The sequence below is a fragment of the Micromonospora rosaria genome (genome assembly GCF_001567585.1).
GTDB classification, from domain to species: Bacteria; Actinomycetota; Actinomycetes; order Mycobacteriales; family Micromonosporaceae; genus Micromonospora; species Micromonospora rosaria.
On the sequence record NZ_LRQV01000080.1, the window covers coordinates 14911 to 32782 of the forward strand.

Below are 17872 nucleotides of genomic sequence, written 5' to 3' on the forward strand. Positions count from 1 at the left end.
GGCGACCACATGATCCGCACGTTCACCGCCGCCGTGCACCAGGAAGAGGACTGGTACGTCGCCCGGTGCCTGGAACTCGACGTCGCGAGCCAGGGCGAGACCCTGGACGCCGCACTGGCGAACCTGCGGGAGGCCGTCGAGGTGTACCTCGACGAGGTCACCCAGCCGGCCATCGAGCCGACCCCCCTGGTCACCTCGTTCCAGGTCGGCCGGGCCGCATGAGCCCTGCCCTCGCCGACCTCCCACTACGCAAGGTGCTCGACGGGCTGAGGAAGGCCGGTTTCGAGCACGTCCGGACAAAGGGCAGCCACGCGGTCTACCGGGACTCCACCAGCAAGCTGGTGGTCGTCCCCCAGCACAGCACGATCAAGCGCGGCACGCTGGCGTCGATCCTCCGTCAGGCCGGGCTGACCCCCCGACGAGTTCCGCAAGCTGATCGACTGAGGGCGGTCGTCAGGGCAGGGTGGTGAGGCGGTCCGCCCAGTCGCCGCCGACCGGGTCCAACTCGACCTCGCGGGTGTCGTCGTCGTGGCGGTCGATGCGGATCCGCAGGTGGGCGTCGGTCAGGTGCTCGGCCAACCCCTCGCCCCACTCGACCACGGTGACCGAGTCGTCGACCGAGGCGTCCAGGTCGAGGTCGTCGATCTCGGCACGGGGGTCCGCCGCGTCGCCCAGCCGGTACGCGTCGGCGTGCACCAGCGCCACCCGGCCGCCCCGCGCCGGGTCGGGCCGGTGCACCCGGGCGATCACGAAGGTCGGCGAGGTGATGTCGCCGCGTACCCCCAGCCCGGCGCCGATGCCCTGGGTCAGCGCGGTCTTGCCGGCCCCGAGCGGGCCGGTGAGCAGGACCAGGTCCCCCGGGCGCAGCACCTGCGCCAACCGGCGCCCGAAGTCGTACGTGTCGGCCGGGGTCGGCAGCCGCACGGCGTCACTCACAAGTCCTCCAGGAACCGTTCCAACGCGGCGTTGACCTCGTCCGCGTGCTCCAGCATCACCACGTGCCCGCTGTCGGGGATCTTGACATACTCGGCGTGCGGCAGCCGACGCACGATCTCCTCGGAGTGCACCACCGGGGTGAACATGTCCTTGTCGCCCACCACCACCAGCACCGGAGCCCCGGCCAGCGCGGCCAGCGCCGGGAAGCGCGAGTGGGTGGCGATGGTCCGCAGGTACCGGGTGACCGTGTCGGCCGAGGTCCGCGAGTTCATCGTCTCCACGTACGACACCAGGGCGGGGCTGGGGTTCGGCGTGCCGAAGCCGTACCGGCGGGTGAGCAGCCAGGCCACGTTGGAGGTGGAGCGCCGGGCCTTGTCGATCACGGTGCCGCCGTACCGGGTGGCGTTGCTGACCATGTACAGCATCGGGGAGCCGATCCGGCCCAGCAGGGCCGGCGCGACGAGCTTCGTCTCGGCGAGCAGCCCGCCGGTGGTGGCGATCAGCACGGTGCCGGCCACCCGGTCGGCGAAGAACTCCGGGTACAACTCGGCGAGGGCCATGATGGTCATGCCGCCCATCGAGTGCCCGACCAGCACCAGCGGCCCCTCCGGGCTGGTCCGGTCGATCACCCGGCGCAGGGTGTGACCGAGCGCGGTCAGGTCGTACTCGCCGGTCTCCAGCCGCCCCGACCGGCCGTGCCCCGGCTGGTCGTACGCGACGATCCGGTGCTCGCCCCGCTCGGCGAGCACCTTGCGCTGGAAGTGGAACGTCCCCATGTCCAGGCAGAAGCCGTGCACCAGCACCACGGTCGGGTTCCCGGCCACCGGACGGGTCGGCTCCACCACCTCGACGTGGATGTCGGTGCCGTCCGGCATCTCCAGCCGGAACGCCTCGTCGTACCGCTGCTCGCCGAAGGGCTCGTCGGCGTACCGGTCGGCGGAAACGGTCTTGAACCGGCGGACCAGGGCCCGCTCGGTGGCGACCCCGGCGGCCAGCCCGGCGGCGGCCACCCCGACCGCCGCCCCGACCAGCCCGGCCACCTTCCCCGCCGCACTACGCGGCCTGGGCAACCGGAACCGGGCGGCACCACTCATGAGTTCTCCCCGTCGTAGACCCGGGGGACCCGGGTGCCGCCGAAGCGGGTGACGATCTCGTAGTTGATGGTGCCGACCGCCTCGGCCCAGTCGTCGGCGGTGGGCCCGCCGTCGACGCCGCTGCCGAAGAGGGTCACCACGTCCCCGGCGGCCACCGGGTCGTCACCGCAGTCGAGCACGAACTGGTCCATGCAGACCCGGCCGGCGATCGTCCGGCGTACCCCGCCGAGCTGCACCGGGCCGGAGTTGGAGGCGTGCCGGGGCACCCCGTCGGCGTACCCGAGGGGCACCACGGCCAGGTTCGCGTCCCGCTCGGCGTGGTACGTGTGGCCGTACGAGATCCCGGTGCCGGCGGGGACCCGTTTGGTGAGCATCACCCGGGCGCGGGCGGTCATCGCCGGGCGCAGGCCGTACCGTTCGCCGGCCACCGGGGAGAGCCCGTACACGGCGATCCCGGGACGCACCAGGTCGAAATGGGTGTCCGGGCGGGTCAGCGTGGCCGCCGAGTTGGCCAGGTGCCGGTACCGGGGGCGCAGTCCGGCCCGCTCGACCAGGTCCAGGCCCTCGTGGAAGACGGCGAGCTGCCGGTCGGTGGTCGGGTGACCGGGCAGGTCGGCGTAGACGAAGTGGCTCCACACGCCGACCACCTCGACCAGCCCGTCGGCCTGGGCCTTCGCGGCGGCGTCCAGCAGCGCCGGCCAGTCGGCGACGGTCGCCCCGCCCCGGGAGAGCCCGGTGTCGATCTTGAGGTGCAGCCGGGCCGGACGCTCCGCCCGACGGCTCGCCTCGACCATCTCGTCGAGCTGCGGAAGGCTGGCCACGCCCAGGTCCACCCCGGCGGCCACCCCCTCGTGCAGCGGCAGGCCGGGGGCGAGCAGCCAGGCCAGCACCGGCACGGTGATCCCGGCCCGGCGCAGGGCCAACGCCTCGTCGAGGGTGCAGACCCCGAGCCAGTCCGCCCCGGCGTCCAGCGCCGCGCGGGCGGCCGGGACCATGCCGTGGCCGTACCCGTCGGCCTTCACCACGGCCATCAGCTCGGCGCTGGTGCCCGCGCGGAGTCGGGCCACGTTGTCACGGATCGCGTCAAGGTCGACGCGCACCTCGGCCTGCCACATGCACCCAGCCTACTTCCAGGGTGATCTCCCTGGCCCGTCCCCGCGCTGCCGACCGGTGAGGAAGGGCCCCTTCTTATCGCTTCCGGTAGAGGAAGGGCCCCCTTCAAACCGCTCCGCCGCAGCGCGGCGCGAGCAGAACCGGGCAGCGCGGGTCGGTCAGGTCAGTCGGGCGATGACCGGGCGGAGCGCGGTCACCACGTCGGGGGCGGTCACCGGGCCGCCCCGGGCCGCCTCCCGACCGGCCAACCCGTGCAGGTACGCGGCCGTCGCCGCGGCCCGGTCCGCCCGCACCCCGGCGGCGAGCAGCGAGCCGAGCAGCCCGGCCAGCACGTCGCCGGTACCGCCGGTGGCCAGCGCCGGGGTGCCGGTCGGGTTCACGTACGCCCGGCCGGCGGGCGTGCCGACCACCGTGCGGTCCCCCTTGAGCAGGACCACCGCGTTCATCCAGGCGGCCAGCCGCAGCGTCGCGGCGACCCGGTCGGCACCCGGCTCCTCACCGCAGAGCCGGGCGTACTCCCGGTCGTGCGGGGTGACCACGATCGGCGCGTCGCGGGTGCGCAGCCGGTCCGCCATCGACCCGTCCACCAGCAAGGTGAGCGCGTCCGCGTCGAGCACCACCGGCACCGGCGCGGAGAGCACGGCGCGCAGTTCACCGACGGCCTCCTCGCCGGTGCCCAGCCCCGAGCCGCAGACCCAGGCCTGCACCCGCCCGGCGTCGGCGACCCGGCCGGTGGCGATCACCGACGGGTGCTGGCGCACCACCTCGTCCCGCGCGCTGCCCGCGTACCGGACCAGGCCGGTCGGCCCGGCCAGCGCGCCACCGACGGAGAGCACCGCCGCGCCCGGGTACGTCCGCGAGCCGGTCGCCACGCCGACCACGCCCCGGGTGTACTTCTCCGAGGCCGGGCCCAGCGCGGGCCACCAGTCGACCACGTCCGAGCGCTCGACGACGTGCAGCGCCGGGGTGCCCCGCAGCCACGGGCCGAGCCCGATGTCGACCAGGTCCACCTCACCGGCGAGGGTGGCGGCCGGGCCGACCACCAGGGCCGGTTTCCACGCCCCGAACGCCACCGTGACGTCGGCGCGGACCGCGACGGGCCGGCCGGCGGCGGTCACCGGGACGTCCCCGGTGTCCACCGCGACACCGCTGGGCACGTCCACCGCGACCACGGTGGCCCGCTGGCCGTCCCGGCCCCGGTGGCGCAGCAGGCTGGCGGCCACCTGCTCGGCGGTCTCCCGCAGCCCGCCGGTGCCACCGATGCCGACGATGCCGTCCAGCACCAGGTCGACCGTTGCCGGGGGCCGCTCCACCACCCGCCCACCGGCGGCGCGCAGCGCGGCCAGCCCCTCGGCGTGGGCCCGGTCGGGGGCGAGCAGCAGCGCGCCGACCGCCGCCCCGCGCCGGGCCAGGTGCGCGCCGGCGAAGAGCGCGTCCCCGCCGTTGTCCCCGGAGCCGACCAGCAGCAGCACCCGGGCGCCGTACACCCCGCCCCGGTCGGCGAGCAGCAGCGCGCAGCGCCGGGCCAGCCCGGCGGCGGCCCGCCCCATCAGCGTTCCCGGCGGGAGCGTGGCCATCAGCCCCGCCTCCGCCGCCCGTACGTCCGCGACCCGCCACACCGCTCTCATGGCACCCCGTCCCGTCCGGATCCGGCCCGGCGTCACTGCCGACCGCGACGATCACGAATTCACCCTACCGGTGCGAAAGGCCCGCAGATTACCCACCGACGCGACCGTGGGCAACACCTGTGGACAACCCGGGGGTACGGCTGCCGGCCGTCGTCCACAGGGCGTACCGGGGCGGCCGGCGGGCGCCTAGCGTCTGCCGGGTCGGGTCGGTCGTGACCGCCGGGGCGGAGGCAACGGGCGGTTCCGTCGGGCCGGCAGTGGGCCACGGACCGGCCGCCGTGGGCCGCGGACCGGGCAGGGGGAGGGGCGATGGGGCAGGAGCCGTTCGAGGTGGATCCGGGGGTGCTGCGCGAGGTGGCGGGGCGCCTCACCGACCAGGCGCACCGGTTGACGGCCGGGCTCCACGGGGTCACCGGTCTGGTGGTGACGGCACCGCAGTGGTCGGCCGGGGCGGCGCTGGCCGACCTGGAGACGGCGGTGCACCGGTGGTGTGGCCGGCTCGGCGGGCGGGTGGCGGAGACCGCCGGCGCGCTCGGCACGGCCGCCGACGGGTACGAGACGGTGGACGACCGGGCCGCCGGGCGGCTGGCCCGGCTCTCGCCGTGACCGGGTACGCCCGGCTCTGGCGGGTCGACCCGGAGCGGTGGCGGGCGGCGGGCTCGGCCTGGGCCGGGCTCACCGGCCGGGTCGACCGCTGGGTCGCCGACCTGGACGCCGGAGCGGGCCGGTTGCGCGGCGGCTGGTCCGGTGGGGCCGCCGGGGCGGCCGGTGCCCGGCTGACCGGGCTGCGCGGCGACCTGGCCGCGCTCTCCCCCGCCCTGATCGAGGCCGACCAGGTGCTCGCCGAGTTCGCCGGGCGGCTGCGCGCGGCCAAGGCCCGGCTGGTCGCCGCCGTCGAGTCCGCCGCCGGTGCCGGCGTGCTGGTCGACCGGCACGGTCGGGTGACGGCGGATCCCGCCGTGCCCCGGCCGGCGCACCGGGCCGGTCCCGCCGTGGTCCAGGTCTCCACCGGCATCCACGCCGCGCTCGACCTGGCCGGGGCGGCGGACCGGGAGGCGGCGGCACGGCTGGCCGAGTTGACCGCCGCCGCCGGGTCCGGCTGGGCCGGTGTCCCACCGCCCTGGCGACCGCCGGCCGACGCGCCGCCGGCCGTGGTCCGGGCCTGGTGGGCCGGGCTCACCCCGGCGCAGCGGCGCTGGCTGGTGCGGCACGAGCCGGCGACGGTGGGGGGCCGCGACGGCGTGCCGGCCGCCGCCCGTGACCAGGCCAACCGGTTGCTGCTCGGGGTGCGGCGGGCCGAGTTGCGGGCCGAGCGGGGGCGGCTGCTGACCCGGTTCCCGCGCGGGCCGGCCGAGCTGGCCGGGTTGCGCCGGGTGGAGAGGGCGCTGGCCGGGCTGGGCGCGCTCGACGACCGGCTGGCGAGCCGGGAGACACCCCGGGCGTACCTGCTGGGCCTGCGCACCGGCGGGGAGGGGCGGGCGATCGTCGCGCTGGGCAACCCGGACCGGGCCGACCACGTCCTCACCTACGTGCCGGGGATGACCTCGGGGCTCGCCGACGCCACCGGTGAGCTGGGCCGAGCGGACCGCGTCCGGGCCCGCTGCGCCGACCTCGCCCCGGGCGCGGAGACCGCCGCCGTGCTCTGGATCGACTACGACGCGCCCGACTTCCTGCACGAGGCGTTCCGGTCGGGGCAGGCCACCGCCGCCGGTCCGACCCTGCACGCCTTCCAGGAGGGGCTGCGGGCCACGCACGACGGGCCACCGGCCCGGCAGACCGTGCTCGGGCACAGCTACGGGTCGGTGGTGGTGGGCGTGGCCGCCCGCGACCACGGGCTCGCCGCCGACGCCGTGGTCTTCGTCGGCTCCCCCGGGGTCGGCGTGGACCGGGCCGCCGACCTGCGGGTGCCGCCGGGACAGGTCTGGTCGAGCACCGCGCCGGACGACGCGATCCGGCTGGCCCGCCCGCCGGAGGACCTGCTCCGGCGGGCGGCGCTGGACGTGCCGCCGTTCGGCCCGGTGGCCGGCCTGGTGGACCGCCCGGACGGCGGGCTGTGGTTCGGCCACGACCCGAGCCACCCCGGCTTCGGCGGGCGTACCTTCCCCAGCGACCGGTCCGGCCACACCGGCTACTGGGACGACGGCAACCCGGCGCTGGACGGGATGGCCCGGATCGTGCTGGGCCGGACGTGACCGGCCCCGGCCGGCGCCTCCGTGGGCCGGACCTGACCGGCCCCGGCCGGCGACCCCGTGGGCGGGGCGGGCGACCGGGGCGGGGCCGGGAAGGGCTACTCGACGGTGACCGACTTGGCCAGGTTGCGCGGCTGGTCCACGTCGTGTCCCCGGGCCGCGGCGATCTCGGCGGCGAGCACCTGCAACGGCACGGTGGTCATCAGCGGGGCGAGCAGCGTCGGGGTACGCGGGACGTAGATCAGGTCGTCGGCGTAGCGCCGCACCGCCTCGTCGCCCTCCTCGGCGATGACGATGGTCCGGGCGCCCCGGGCGCGTACCTCCTGGATGTTGGAGACGACCTTGTCGTGCAGCATCCCCCGGCCCACCGGCGACGGGACGATGCAGATCACCGGGGTGCCCTGGTCGATCAGGGCGATCGGACCGTGCTTCAGCTCACCGGCGGCGAACCCCTCGGCGTGCATGTACGCCAGCTCCTTGAGCTTGAGCGCGCCCTCCAGGGCCACCGGGTACCCGACGTGCCGGCCGATGAAGAGCACCGTCGGCTCGGACCTGATCTCCCGGGCCAGCTCGCGGACCGGCTCGATGCGGGCCAGCAGGTCGCGCAGCTTGCCGGGCATCTGGTGGAGCTGCTCCACCACGGCGGCCACCTCGTCGGCGAACTTGATCCCGCGCACCTGCGCCAGGTGCAGGCCGATCAGGTAGCAGGCGACGAGCTGGGTGAGGAACGCCTTGGTGGAGGCGACCGCGATCTCCGGCCCGCCGTGGGTGTAGAGCACGGCGTCGGACTCGCGGGGGATGGTCGAGCCGTTGGTGTTGCAGATCGCCAGGACGCGGGCCTTCTGCTCCTTGGCGTGCCGCAGCGCCATCAGGGTGTCCATGGTCTCCCCGGACTGACTGATCACCACGATCAGCGTGGACCGGTCGAGCACCGGGTCGCGGTAGCGGAACTCGCTGGCCAGCTCCACCTCGCAGGGGATCCGGGTCCAGTGCTCGATGGCGTACTTGGCGACCAGCCCGGAGTGGTACGCGGTGCCGCAGGCGACGATGAAGATCTTGTCCACGTCGCGCAGGTCCTGGTCGCTGAGGCGGACCTCGTCCAGCATGATCTCGCCGCTGTCGGTGAGCCGACCGAGCAGGGTGTCCGCGATCGCCTGCGGCTGCTCCTCGATCTCCTTGAGCATGAACCAGTCGTAGCCGCCCTTCTCGGCGGCGGAGGCGTCCCAGTCGATGTGGAAGTCCTTGCCCGTGGCGGGCCGGCCGGCGAAGTCGGTGATCTCGATCGTCTCGCCGGTGATCAGCACGATCTGGTCCTGGCCCAGCTCGACCGCGTCCCGGGTGTGCTCGATGAACGCGGCCACGTCGCTGGCCAGGTAGTTCTCCCCGTCGCCCCGGCCGACGACCAGCGGCGAGTTGCGCCGGGCGCCGACCACCGCGCCGGGGATGGCGGCGTCCACGGCGAGCAGGGTGAAGGCTCCCTCCAGCCGCTGGCAGACCGCGCGCATCGCGGCGGCGAGCAGGGCCGGCCCCTCCGGCTCGCCGGCCGCGCGCAGGTCGGCCAGGGCGGCCGAGAGCAGGTGGGCGGCGCACTCGGTGTCGGTGTCGCTGCTGAACTGGACGCCGTCGGCCTCCAGCTCGCCGCGGAGCTTGGCGAAGTTCTCGATGATGCCGTTGTGGATCACGGCGACCCGGCCGTCGGGGGCCAGGTGGGGGTGGGCGTTGCGGTCGGTGGGGCCGCCGTGGGTGGCCCAGCGGGTGTGCCCGATGCCGGTGGTGCCGTCGCCGATGCCGACCGCGCCGTCGGGGCAGCCCGTGGCGTCGCCGCCGGCCCGCTCGCCGAGGACCTTCTCCAGGTTGGCGAGCTTGCCGGCCTTCTTCTCGGTCAGCAGTTCGTCGTCGCAGACGATGGCGACGCCGGCCGAGTCGTAGCCGCGGTACTCCAGCCGCCGCAGTCCGTCGAGCACGATGCCCAGCGCCGGCCGTGTGCCGGCGTACCCCACGATTCCACACATGTCTCGCAGCCTAGCGGAGTTTCGCTCATCACACGTGCGCGGAACCCGGGTAAACGATCAGTGAACATGAGCGATTGGGTCACCCCGGCCGCCGTGCGGACAAACCTCCGAGCGGGTCCGGCACCGGTCCGCGACGGTGTACGCGCCCGGACCCGGCCCGTACGCTGACGGACGTGACGACGACCGCGAACGACCCCCTGGTGGCCCGGATGCGGCCGTTCGGGACGACCATCTTCGCCGAGATGTCCGCTCTCGCCGTCCGGACCGGGGCGGTCAACCTCGGCCAGGGCTTCCCGGACACCGACGGCCCGCCCGAGATGCTCGCCGCCGCCGCCGAGGCGCTGCGCACCGGCCAGAACCAGTACCCACCCGGCCCGGGGATCCCGGCGCTGCGCACGGCGGTCGCCGCCCACCAGCGCCGGTTCTGGGGCCTGGAGTACGACCCGGACGGCGAGGTCGTGGTGACCGCGGGCGCCACCGAGGCGATCGCCGCCGCGATCCTGGCGCTCTGCGAGCCGGGCGACGAGGTGGTCTGCTTCGAGCCCTACTACGACTCGTACGCCGCCTCGATCGCGCTCGCCGGTGCGGTCCGCCGGCCGGTCACCCTGCGCCCCGCCGACAGCGGCCGGTACGCCTTCGACCCGGCCGCGCTGCGCGCCGCCTTCGGCCCCCGGACCCGCCTCGTCCTGTTGAACTCCCCGCACAACCCGACCGGCAAGGTCTTCACCCCCGCCGAGCTGACCATGATCGCCGAGTTGTGCCAGGAACACGACGCGTACGCGGTCACCGACGAGGTGTACGAGCACCTCGTCTTCACCGACGCCGACGCGCCGCACGTGCCGCTGGCCACCCTGCCCGGGATGCGGGAGCGGACGCTACGGATCTCCTCGGCCGGCAAGACCTTCTCCTGCACCGGCTGGAAGGTCGGCTGGGCGAGCGGGCCGGCGTCGCTGGTCTCCGCGCTGCTGCGGGTCAAGCAGTTCCTGACCTTCGTCAACGCGGCGCCCCTGCAACCGGCGGTGGCGGCGGCGCTGGCCCTGCCGGACGACTACTACACCGGCTTCCGGGACGGGCTCCAGCGGCAGCGCGACCAGTTGACCGCCGGCCTGCTCGACGCCGGGTTCGGGGTGCTCGCCCCGGAGGGGACGTACTTCGTCACCGCCGACGTCACGCCGCTCGGCGGCCGGGACGGGGTGGAGTTCTGCCTGGCCCTGCCGGAGCGCTGCGGCGTGGTCGCCGTACCCACCCAGGTCTTCTACGACGACGTCGAGGCGGGCCGGCGGCTGGTCCGGTTCGCCTTCTGCAAGCGGCCCGAGGTGCTCGCCGAGGCGGTCACCCGGCTGCGCGGGCTGCCCCACCCCCGCCGGGCGTGACCCACCCGACGGCCGAAACTCGACCGTCGGGAGAGCCCGCCCGGTGAGACGGACTCGACCGTCGGGAGAGCCCGCCAGGTGAGACGGACTCGACCGTCGGGAGAGCCCGCCAGGTGAGACGGAACGGTCAGCCGGCCGGGCTGGCGGCGCGGACCCGGTCGGCGATGCGCTCGGCGACCTCCCGGGCGGTCGCCTCGGTGGCCGCCTCCACCATCACCCGGACCAGCGGCTCGGTGCCGGAGGGGCGCAGCAGCACCCGCCCGGTGTCGCCCAGTTCCGCCTCGGCCCGCTCGACCTCGGCCCGTACGGCCGGCGCGGCGGCACCGACGGTCCGGTCGCCGACCGGCACGTTGATCAGCACCTGCGGCAGCTTGGTCACCACCGAGGCCAGCTCGGCCAGGGACCTGCCGGTCTGCGCCATCCGGGCCATCAGGTGCAGGCCGGTCAGCACCCCGTCGCCGGTGGTGGCGTGCGCCGGCATGACGATGTGCCCGCTCTGCTCGCCGCCGAGGGCCAGCCCGGCGGCCCGCAGTTCCTCCAGCACGTACCGGTCGCCGACCTTGGTCTCGACCAGCCGGATGCCCTGCGCGGACATCGCCAGCCGCAGGCCGAGGTTGCTCATCACGGTCGCGACCAGGGTGTCCTCGGTGAGCGTGCCGGCATCTCGCATGGCCAGGGCGAGGATCGCCATCACCTGGTCGCCGTCGACCTCGTCCCCGGCGGCGGTGACCGCGACGCACCGGTCGGCGTCGCCGTCGTGCGCGATGCCCAGGTCGGCGCCGAGCCGGACCACCGCCTCGCGGAGCTGGTCGAGGTGGTTCGAGCCGCAGTCGTCGTTGATGTTGAGGCCGTCCGGCTCGGCGTAGATGGCGTGGACCTCGGCGCCGGCCTCCCGGTACGCCACCGGGGCCACCTCGGAGGCGGCCCCGTTGGCGCAGTCGACCACGACCGTGATCCCGTCGAGGCGGTGCGGGACGGTGCCGGTGAGGTGCTGCACGTAGTGGTCCGCCCCGTCGAGCAGGTCGTGCACCCGGCCGACGCCGGCCCCGACCGGCCGGTCCCAGGCGGTGGTGGCGTTCGCCTCGACGGCCGCCTCGATCCGCGCCTCGATCTCGTCGGGCAGCTTGTGCCCGCCGGCGGCGAAGAGCTTGATGCCGTTGTCGGGCATCGGGTTGTGCGAGGCGGAGAGCATCACGCCCAGGTCGGCCTTGGCCTCGGCGGTGAGGAACGCCACCGCCGGGGTGGGCAGCACACCGACCCGGACCACGTTGGCGCCCGCGCTGGTCAGCCCGGCCACCACGGCGGCCTCCAGCATCTCACCGCTGGCCCGGGTGTCCCGACCGACCACGGCCAGCGGGGGACGGCTCCGGTCCGTCTCGGCGAGGGTGTGCGCGGCGGCCACCGCCACCGCGAGCGCCAGCTCGGGCGTGAGATCCACGTTCGCCCGTCCGCGTACGCCGTCCGTACCGAACAACCGGCCCATACCCGCCTACTTTCGATGAAACTGCCAATGGGAGGACAAACCAATGGAAGGAAACGACAGAACGGCCGGTCCACCTCCCTGATCGAGGGGGGCGAACCGGCCGTTCGTCAGAAGTACAACGTGCTGCTGGTGATCAGCGCTTCGAGTACTGAGGAGCCTTGCGGGCCTTCTTGAGACCGTACTTCTTGCTCTCCTTGACCCGGGCGTCCCGGGTCAGGAAGCCGGCCTTCTTCAGCGCGGGGCGGTCGTCGGGCTCGTTGACGATCAGCGCGCGGGCGATGGCGAGCCGGAGCGCGCCGGCCTGGCCGGTGGTGCCGCCGCCACGCAGGTTGGCGATGACGTCGAACGCCTCGGGCTTCTCGGCGGTCACCAGCGGGTCCTTGATGAGCTGCTGGTGCACCTTGCTCGGGAAGTAGGCCTCAAGGTCGCGGCCGTTGCAGGTGATCTTGCCGGTGCCGGGGATGATCCGGACCCGGACGATGGCCTCCTTGCGCCGACCCACGGTCTGGATCGGCCGCTCCCCGCGCGGCGCACGGGCGACGGGCGCCGGCGCCTCGGTAACCTCGGGGGCCACCTCGGTCTCGGTGATGTCGGTCATGCTGTTTCCTTCGCCCGCGCTCACTGCGCGATCTGCTTGATCTCGAACGGCACCGGCTGCTGCGCGCCGTGCGGGTGCTCGGCACCGGCGTAGACCTTCAGCTTCTTGATGAGCTTCCGGCCGAGCTTGTTGTGCGGGAGCATCCCCTTCACGGCCAGCTCGATGGCCCGCTCGGGACGCTTGGTCAGCAACTCGTCGTAGCCGACCTGCTTCAGACCACCCGGGTAGCCGGAGTGGCGGTAGGCGATCTTCTGCTGCCGCTTGTTGCCGGTCAGCGCGACCTTGCCCGCGTTCACGATGACGACGAAGTCGCCCGTGTCGACGTGCGGCGCGAAAGTCGGCTTGTGCTTACCGCGCAGCAGCGTGGCGGCGTGGGTGGCCAGGCGGCCCAGCACGACATCAGAGGCGTCGATGACGTGCCACTGACGCTCGATCTCACCCGGCTTCGGGCTGTACGTACGCACAGGTCTACCTTGTCTCGTCGTCGGTCTGGGGACGCGCGCCGAGGTGACCAGGGATTCCGAGTTGACCGGGGATTCCAGGCCGGACCAGCGCGCACGAACGACCAAGCGTACCTGGGAGGGCACGCCACTGGATGTCGTACAACAGCAGGCAACGATACCCGGCGCCCGGTCGGCAGGTCAAAACGGGTCCACCCCCGCGCGCCCGGGCACCGGATCGAGAGCAAACTCACACCCCCGGCAGCCGGTGCCGTCCCGGCCGCAGGTACACCACCCAGGTGACCACGAAGCAGAGCGCGTACCAGCCGATGAAGGCGAGGTACGCGGCGTCGGCGGTGCTTGAGCTGAGGAAGGACTGCCGGAAGGCGACGTTGACCAGCACCCCGCCGAACGCCCCGACCGCACCCGCGATGCCGATCAGCGACCCGGTCATCCGCCGGGTCCACCGCTCGGCCGCCTCCGGATCGCGCCGCCCCTGCGCCACCGAGGCCGCCGCGCGGGCCCGGAAGATCGCCGGGATCATCTTGTACGTCGAGCCGTTGCCGACGCCGGAGAAGACGAAGAGGGCCAGGAAGCCCACCAGGTACAGCGCGAACGACCGGTCCCGGGCGGCGTAGAGGACCAGCCCCGCCCCGGCCGCCATCGCGACGAAGTTCCAGAAGGTGACCCGGGCCCCGCCGAGCCGGTCGGCGAGCTGACCACCGAGCGGCCGGATCAGCGAGCCGATCAGCGGGCCGAGGAAGGTCAGCCAGGCCGCGTCGACCGGGGTGGGGAAGCGGTCGGCGAACTGGAGCTGGAGCACCTGGCCGAAGGCGAAGCCGAAGCCGATGAACGAGCCGAAGGTGCCGATGTAGAGCAGCGACATCACCCAGGTGTGCCGGTCCCGGGCCGCCTCGCGCAGCGCGCCGGGCTCGTTGCGGGCCGCCGGGATGTTGTCCAGCCAGCGGGCCGAGGCCAGCGCGGCGAGCACGATCAGCGGGAGGTAGACCGCCGGCACCAACCGGGGGTACGCGGTCCCGACGGTGGCGAGCACCGCCAGCCCGACCAGTTGCACCGCCGGCACGCCGATGTTGCCGCCCCCGGCGTTGAGCCCGAGCGCCCGGCCCTTGAGCCGGTCCGGGAAGAACAGGTTGATGTTCGCCATCGACGAGGCGAAGTTGCCCCCGCCCACCCCGGTCAGGCAGGCCAGCACCATCAGCGTGCCGTACGAGACGCCGGGCTCCAGCAGCACCGCCATCGGCACCGCCGGCACCAGCAGGAGAAGGGCGCTGACGATCGTCCAGGTCCGACCGCCGAACCGGGCCACCGCCAGGGTGTACGGCAGCCGCAGCACCGCGCCCAGCGCCGCCGGTACGGCGGTGAGCAGGAACTTCCCCGCCGGGTCGATGCCGTACTCGGGGCCGAGGAAGAGCACCGTCACCGACCAGAGGCTCCACACGGAGAACCCGACGTGCTCGGCGAAGATCGACACCCAGAGGTTGCGCCGGGCGACCCGGGCTCCGGTCGTCCGCCAGAAGTCGGGGTCCTCCGGACGCCAGTCGTCGATGCGGTGCCGGCGCCCACCGGGTGGACGCTGCTCGGTGGGCGCTGTCGGGGTGGGGGCGAGCGTGCTCACGGCGGCTCCTCCTCGTCGGTGTGACCAGGAGGGACGCTAGGAACGCGGAATTACCGCCGGGTGCCCGCCGGAGGTCGGGACGGCTACGGAGAACGCACGGCCGCAACCCGGCGGTGGTGAGACCCGCCGGGCAGCCGCCCCGTCGACGGGGGTCAGAGCTGCTGGAGGATGCGCAGGGCCCGGCCGACCTGCCGCATGGTGTCGTCGTCGGCCACGTCGACGCACTCGGTGAACCACTTCTTCATCGGCGACGAGATCCGGTCCGGCATCACCACGTGGTCGCCCATCCGGACCGCCAGCGGGGAGTCCCGCAGCAGGGTCTCCTGGACCACCTCGACCACGATGACGATGGGCACGTCGGTGGAGTTGTAGACGTCGGAGCTGACCACCAGCCCGAGCCGTTCCCGGGCGCCCTCGATCCGCCAGACCTCACCCCTGCGCAGCACGCCGGCTCCCCTACGCGGCGCGGCCACGCCCGCCGAAGAGCACGTCGTCGACCATCCCCACCTCGTCCGCGTCGGCCAGCGCGGCGGACTCCAGGTCCAGCCCGGCGCGGCCGACGGCGGCGGCGTGCGCGTGGAAGACCTCCCGCAGGGCCTTCTCCCGGGCGGCCAGGTCCATCCAGGCGGACAGCGACAGCCCTTCCCGCTTGGCGAACCGCCGGGCCTGCTCGATCGTCTCGTCGGAGAAGGAGAGCGTCACCTTGGCAGTCATGCCGGTCAGCGTACCGCCGGTATGACCATCGGTCATCCCGAACGACCGCCGGACGCCACCGGCTCAGCCCGCCACGCCGCCGGCTCAGCCCGCCACATCGCCGGGCCGGCCCGCCACACCCGGGTCAGCCCGCGACACCGCCGAAGACGGCGAAGCGCCACGCCTTGAAGTGGCAGTCGACGTCGACGAACCCGGCCTCGGCGAGCCAGCGGCACTGGGCGCCCACCGGCGCCGGCCGGTCGTACGCCATCCGCTCCTCGGCGGCGGCGATCTCGGCGGCGTCCGAGCCGAGCGCGGTGATCTGGCGCAGCCACACCTCGTGGTACCGGCGGTCCAGGGCGGGGGTCGGCCCGGCGACCTGTTCGGCGTTGACGAAGACACCGCCGGGGCGCAGCACCCCCCGGACCCGCCGGTACAGCTCACGCTTGCCGGCGTCGTCGAGGTGGTGGATCGCCAGGGCGCTGACCACCGCGTCGTACCCGCCAGAGCTGGCCAGCGGCGTGGCGTCGTCGGCGGGCCGGTCGGGCTCGGGCGCGGGCAGCGGGTCGGTCAGGTCGGCCACCACGCGGCGGTGCGGCACCCCGGCGGCGGCGAGGTGGTCGCCGGCCACGGCGAGCATGGCGGGGGCGGCGTCCAGCAGGGTCAACCGGACCTCGGGAACGGTCGCGGCGACCAGCCGGGAGAGCAGCCCGGTGCCCGCGCCGAGATCGAGCACCCGGGGTGCCCGGCCGGCGGCGAGCGCCTCGGCCAGCGGCGGCTCGGCCACCTGCACGGCGGTCCGGTAGAAGTCGTCGAAGCACGGCACCAGCCGTCGGCGTGCCTGATCGTAACCGGTCGCCACGGCGTCGAACGCCTCTGCCACACTCATCTCGCCTCCCGAAACATGAGACAGCTTTCTCATATTGTAGGCCCGGTGGGTTGTCCCTCTTCCCGGAGTCGGTGTGAGCCGCTCTTGACAGGCTCGAAACAGAAGGGACCCGGACCGGAAACCGCCCGGCGGCACGCTCTGCCACATGACAGACGGTGCACGAGCGGCCACCCGAGCAGGGCGGCAGCCCCGCGAGGCGGCCACGCACTGCCCGTACTGCGCCCTCCAGTGCGGGATGACGCTGCGCGAGGAGGCCGGCCGGGTCACCGTCCAGCCCCGACAGTTCCCGACCAACCGCGGCGGGCTCTGCCAAAAGGGCTGGACCTCCGCCGACCTGCTCGACCACACCGAACGGCTCACCACTCCCCTGCTGCGCGACCCGGCCAGCGGCGAGCTGCGTCCCGCGAGCTGGGACGCCGCCCTGGACCGGATCGCCACCGCGATCCGCGACCTGTGGGCCCGGCAGGGCCGCGACGCGGTCGCCGTCTTCGGCGGCGGCGGCCTGACCAACGAGAAGGCGTACGCGCTCGGCAGGTTCGCCCGCGTCACGCTCCGTACCCGCAACATCGACTACAACGGACGGTTCTGCATGTCCTCGGCGGCGGCGGCCGGGCTGCGCGCCTTCGGCGTCGACCGGGGGCTGCCCTTCCCGCTCGCCGACCTCGGTCACGCGGACACCCTGCTGCTGGTCGGGGCGAACCCGGCGGAGACCATGCCGCCGCTGATGCGGTACCTGACCGAGCAGCGGGAGCGGGGCGGCCGGCTGATCGTGGTCGACCCCCGGCTCACCGCCACCGCCCGCCAGGCCGACCTGCACCTGCAACCGTTGCCCGGCACCGACCTCGCGGTCGCCAACGCGCTGCTGCACGTCGCCCTCACCGAGGGCTGGGTGGACCGGGCGTACGTGGCCGACCGGACCACCGGCTTCGAGGCGGTCCGTCGCAGCGTGGCCGGGTGGTGGCCGGCGCGGGCGGAGGCGCTGGCCGGGGTACCGGTCGCGGACCTGGTGGCGACCGCCCACGCGCTGGGCACCGCCGAACGGGCGATCATCCTCACCGCCCGGGGCGCCGAGCAGCACGCCAAGGGCGTGGACACGGTCACCGCCTTCGTCAACCTCGCGCTCGCCCTGGGCCTGCCCGGCCGCCCCGGCTCCGGGTACGGCTGCCTGACCGGGCAGGGCAACGGCCAGGGTGGCCGGGAGCACGGGCAGAAGGCCGACCAGTTGCCCGGGTACCGCAAGATCGACGACCCGGCGGCGCGGGAGCACGTGGCCCGGGTCTGGGGGGTACCCGCCGAGACGCTGCCCGGCCCCGGGGTGAGCGCGTACGAACTGCTGGACTCCCTCGGCACCGCGGACGGCCCCAAGGCGATGCTGCTCTTCGGCTCGAACCCGGTGGTGTCGGCGCCCCGCGCGGCCCGGGTCACCGACCGGCTGCGCGCACTGGACCTGCTGGTCGTCGCCGACTTCCTGCTCTCCGAGACGGCCGCCCTGGCCGACGTGGTGCTGCCCACCGCCCAGTGGGCCGAGGAGGACGGCACCATGACCAACCTGGAGGGTCGGGTGCTGCGCCGCCGCGCCCTGCGGGAACCCCCGCCCGGCGTCCGCACCGACCTGGAGATCCTCGCCGACCTCGCCGCCCGCCTGGAAGGAAGGGCCCCTTCTTATCGCTTTCGGGATAGGAAGGGCCCCCTCCTCACACCCGGGCCCGGGGCTGCGGCCAATCAGGCGGCAGCCGAGCAGGCGACAGCCGAGCAGGCGACAGCCGAGCAGGCGACAGCCGAGCAGGC

18 protein-coding genes are annotated in these 17872 nt (G+C 74.3%); 6 read left to right on the forward strand and 12 right to left on the reverse strand.

Annotated features, from left to right (window positions below; genetic code table 11):
* The first annotated feature begins 9 nt into the window (after window positions 1-9).
* Both AWW66_RS20150 and AWW66_RS20155 read left to right on the forward strand, forming a co-directional pair.
* Window positions 10-222, forward strand: coding sequence for a type II toxin-antitoxin system HicB family antitoxin (locus AWW66_RS20150; protein WP_067368746.1), 213 nt, complete (start codon window positions 10-12; stop codon window positions 220-222).
* On the forward strand, window positions 219-470 hold the full coding sequence (locus AWW66_RS20155; RefSeq protein ID WP_067368749.1) for a type II toxin-antitoxin system HicA family toxin: 252 nt from the start codon (window positions 219-221) through the stop codon (window positions 468-470). Before AWW66_RS20150 ends, AWW66_RS20155 begins: the two co-directional genes overlap by 4 nt.
* Here AWW66_RS20155 and tsaE read toward each other — a convergent pair.
* The 4 genes from tsaE to AWW66_RS20175 all read right to left on the reverse strand — a co-directional run bounded on the left by tsaE (window position 454) and on the right by AWW66_RS20175 (window position 4771).
* Window positions 454-936 (reverse strand): tRNA (adenosine(37)-N6)-threonylcarbamoyltransferase complex ATPase subunit type 1 TsaE, encoded by a 483-nt coding sequence (tsaE, locus tag AWW66_RS20160; RefSeq protein ID WP_067368752.1) that lies wholly within the window; start codon window positions 934-936, stop codon window positions 454-456. The two genes, AWW66_RS20155 and tsaE, sit on opposite strands and share 17 nt — an antisense overlap.
* Entirely contained in the window at window positions 933-2030 is a 1098-nt protein-coding gene (locus AWW66_RS20165) for an alpha/beta fold hydrolase (RefSeq protein ID WP_067368755.1), read from the reverse strand. Before AWW66_RS20165 ends, tsaE begins: the two co-directional genes overlap by 4 nt.
* On the reverse strand, window positions 2027-3145 hold the full coding sequence (gene alr, locus AWW66_RS20170) for an alanine racemase (RefSeq protein ID WP_067368757.1): 1119 nt from the start codon (window positions 3143-3145) through the stop codon (window positions 2027-2029). Before alr ends, AWW66_RS20165 begins: the two co-directional genes overlap by 4 nt.
* A 156-nt stretch (window positions 3146-3301) precedes the next feature.
* Window positions 3302-4771, reverse strand: a complete 1470-nt coding sequence (locus tag AWW66_RS20175; RefSeq protein ID WP_067368760.1) for an NAD(P)H-hydrate dehydratase — start codon at window positions 4769-4771, stop codon at window positions 3302-3304.
* A gap of 309 nt (window positions 4772-5080) precedes the next feature.
* On the opposite strand from AWW66_RS20175, the gene AWW66_RS20180 reads away from it, so the two are divergent.
* Entirely contained in the window at window positions 5081-5377 is a 297-nt protein-coding gene (locus AWW66_RS20180) for a WXG100 family type VII secretion target (protein WP_067368763.1), read from the forward strand.
* Window positions 5374-6963, forward strand: coding sequence for an alpha/beta hydrolase (locus AWW66_RS20185; RefSeq protein ID WP_067368765.1), 1590 nt, complete (start codon window positions 5374-5376; stop codon window positions 6961-6963). The genes AWW66_RS20180 and AWW66_RS20185 overlap by 4 nt, the downstream gene beginning before the upstream one ends.
* A gap of 95 nt (window positions 6964-7058) precedes the next feature.
* On the opposite strand, the gene glmS is transcribed toward AWW66_RS20185, so the two are convergent.
* Window positions 7059-8972 carry a glutamine--fructose-6-phosphate transaminase (isomerizing) gene (gene glmS / locus AWW66_RS20190; protein ID WP_067368768.1) on the reverse strand — a complete coding sequence of 638 codons (1914 nt, stop codon included), beginning with the start codon at window positions 8970-8972 and terminating at the stop codon, window positions 7059-7061.
* Between the two features lie 173 nt (window positions 8973-9145).
* On the opposite strand from glmS, the gene AWW66_RS20195 reads away from it, so the two are divergent.
* Complete coding sequence (locus tag AWW66_RS20195; RefSeq protein ID WP_067368771.1) at window positions 9146-10345, forward strand: pyridoxal phosphate-dependent aminotransferase; 1200 nt, start codon at window positions 9146-9148, stop codon at window positions 10343-10345.
* 127 nt (window positions 10346-10472) lie between these two features.
* Here AWW66_RS20195 and glmM read toward each other — a convergent pair whose 3' ends face one another.
* The 7 genes from glmM to AWW66_RS20230 all read right to left on the reverse strand — a co-directional run bounded on the left by glmM (window position 10473) and on the right by AWW66_RS20230 (window position 16084).
* Window positions 10473-11828, reverse strand: coding sequence for a phosphoglucosamine mutase (gene glmM, locus AWW66_RS20200; protein WP_067368773.1), 1356 nt, complete (start codon window positions 11826-11828; stop codon window positions 10473-10475).
* A gap of 133 nt (window positions 11829-11961) precedes the next feature.
* Entirely contained in the window at window positions 11962-12426 is a 465-nt protein-coding gene (rpsI, locus tag AWW66_RS20205; protein ID WP_067368776.1) for a 30S ribosomal protein S9, read from the reverse strand.
* A 20-nt stretch (window positions 12427-12446) separates the two neighbouring features.
* Window positions 12447-12890 carry a 50S ribosomal protein L13 gene (gene rplM, locus AWW66_RS20210; RefSeq protein WP_018720634.1) on the reverse strand — a complete coding sequence of 148 codons (444 nt, stop codon included), beginning with the start codon at window positions 12888-12890 and terminating at the stop codon, window positions 12447-12449.
* Window positions 12891-13116: 226 nt separating this feature from the next.
* The gene (locus AWW66_RS20215; RefSeq protein ID WP_083978659.1) at window positions 13117-14502 is read right to left on the reverse strand and encodes a nitrate/nitrite transporter; all 1386 of its coding nucleotides are present in this window, start codon (window positions 14500-14502) and stop codon (window positions 13117-13119) included.
* 152 nt (window positions 14503-14654) lie between these two features.
* Window positions 14655-14948, reverse strand: coding sequence for a type II toxin-antitoxin system PemK/MazF family toxin (locus AWW66_RS20220; RefSeq protein WP_067368779.1), 294 nt, complete (start codon window positions 14946-14948; stop codon window positions 14655-14657).
* A gap of 10 nt (window positions 14949-14958) precedes the next feature.
* Window positions 14959-15216, reverse strand: a complete 258-nt coding sequence (locus AWW66_RS20225; RefSeq protein WP_067368781.1) for a DUF6364 family protein — start codon at window positions 15214-15216, stop codon at window positions 14959-14961.
* A gap of 124 nt (window positions 15217-15340) precedes the next feature.
* Window positions 15341-16084 (reverse strand): class I SAM-dependent methyltransferase, encoded by a 744-nt coding sequence (locus AWW66_RS20230; protein ID WP_067368783.1) that lies wholly within the window; start codon window positions 16082-16084, stop codon window positions 15341-15343.
* Between the two features lie 235 nt (window positions 16085-16319).
* Here AWW66_RS20230 and AWW66_RS20235 point away from each other — a divergent pair.
* On the forward strand, window positions 16320-17872 hold a 1553-nt coding region (locus AWW66_RS20235), incomplete at its 3' end, for a molybdopterin oxidoreductase family protein (protein WP_245648385.1).

Bases quoted from the DNA above. Each gene is read 5' to 3' on its own strand.
- AWW66_RS20150 (WP_067368746.1), top strand. From the start codon at position 10: ATGATCCGCACGTTCACCGCCGCCGTGCACCAGGAAGAGGACTGGTAC.
- AWW66_RS20155 (WP_067368749.1), top strand. From the start codon at position 219: ATGAGCCCTGCCCTCGCCGACCTCCCACTACGCAAGGTGCTCGACGGG.
- AWW66_RS20165 (WP_067368755.1), bottom strand. From the start codon at position 2,030: ATGAGTGGTGCCGCCCGGTTCCGGTTGCCCAGGCCGCGTAGTGCGGCG.
- alr (WP_067368757.1), bottom strand. From the start codon at position 3,145: ATGTGGCAGGCCGAGGTGCGCGTCGACCTTGACGCGATCCGTGACAAC.
- AWW66_RS20175 (WP_067368760.1), bottom strand. From the start codon at position 4,771: ATGAGAGCGGTGTGGCGGGTCGCGGACGTACGGGCGGCGGAGGCGGGG.
- AWW66_RS20180 (WP_067368763.1), top strand. From the start codon at position 5,081: ATGGGGCAGGAGCCGTTCGAGGTGGATCCGGGGGTGCTGCGCGAGGTG.
- glmS (WP_067368768.1), bottom strand. From the start codon at position 8,972: ATGTGTGGAATCGTGGGGTACGCCGGCACACGGCCGGCGCTGGGCATC.
- glmM (WP_067368773.1), bottom strand. From the start codon at position 11,828: ATGGGCCGGTTGTTCGGTACGGACGGCGTACGCGGACGGGCGAACGTG.
- rpsI (WP_067368776.1), bottom strand. From the start codon at position 12,426: ATGACCGACATCACCGAGACCGAGGTGGCCCCCGAGGTTACCGAGGCG.
- AWW66_RS20225 (WP_067368781.1), bottom strand. From the start codon at position 15,216: ATGACTGCCAAGGTGACGCTCTCCTTCTCCGACGAGACGATCGAGCAG.
- AWW66_RS20230 (WP_067368783.1), bottom strand. From the start codon at position 16,084: ATGAGTGTGGCAGAGGCGTTCGACGCCGTGGCGACCGGTTACGATCAG.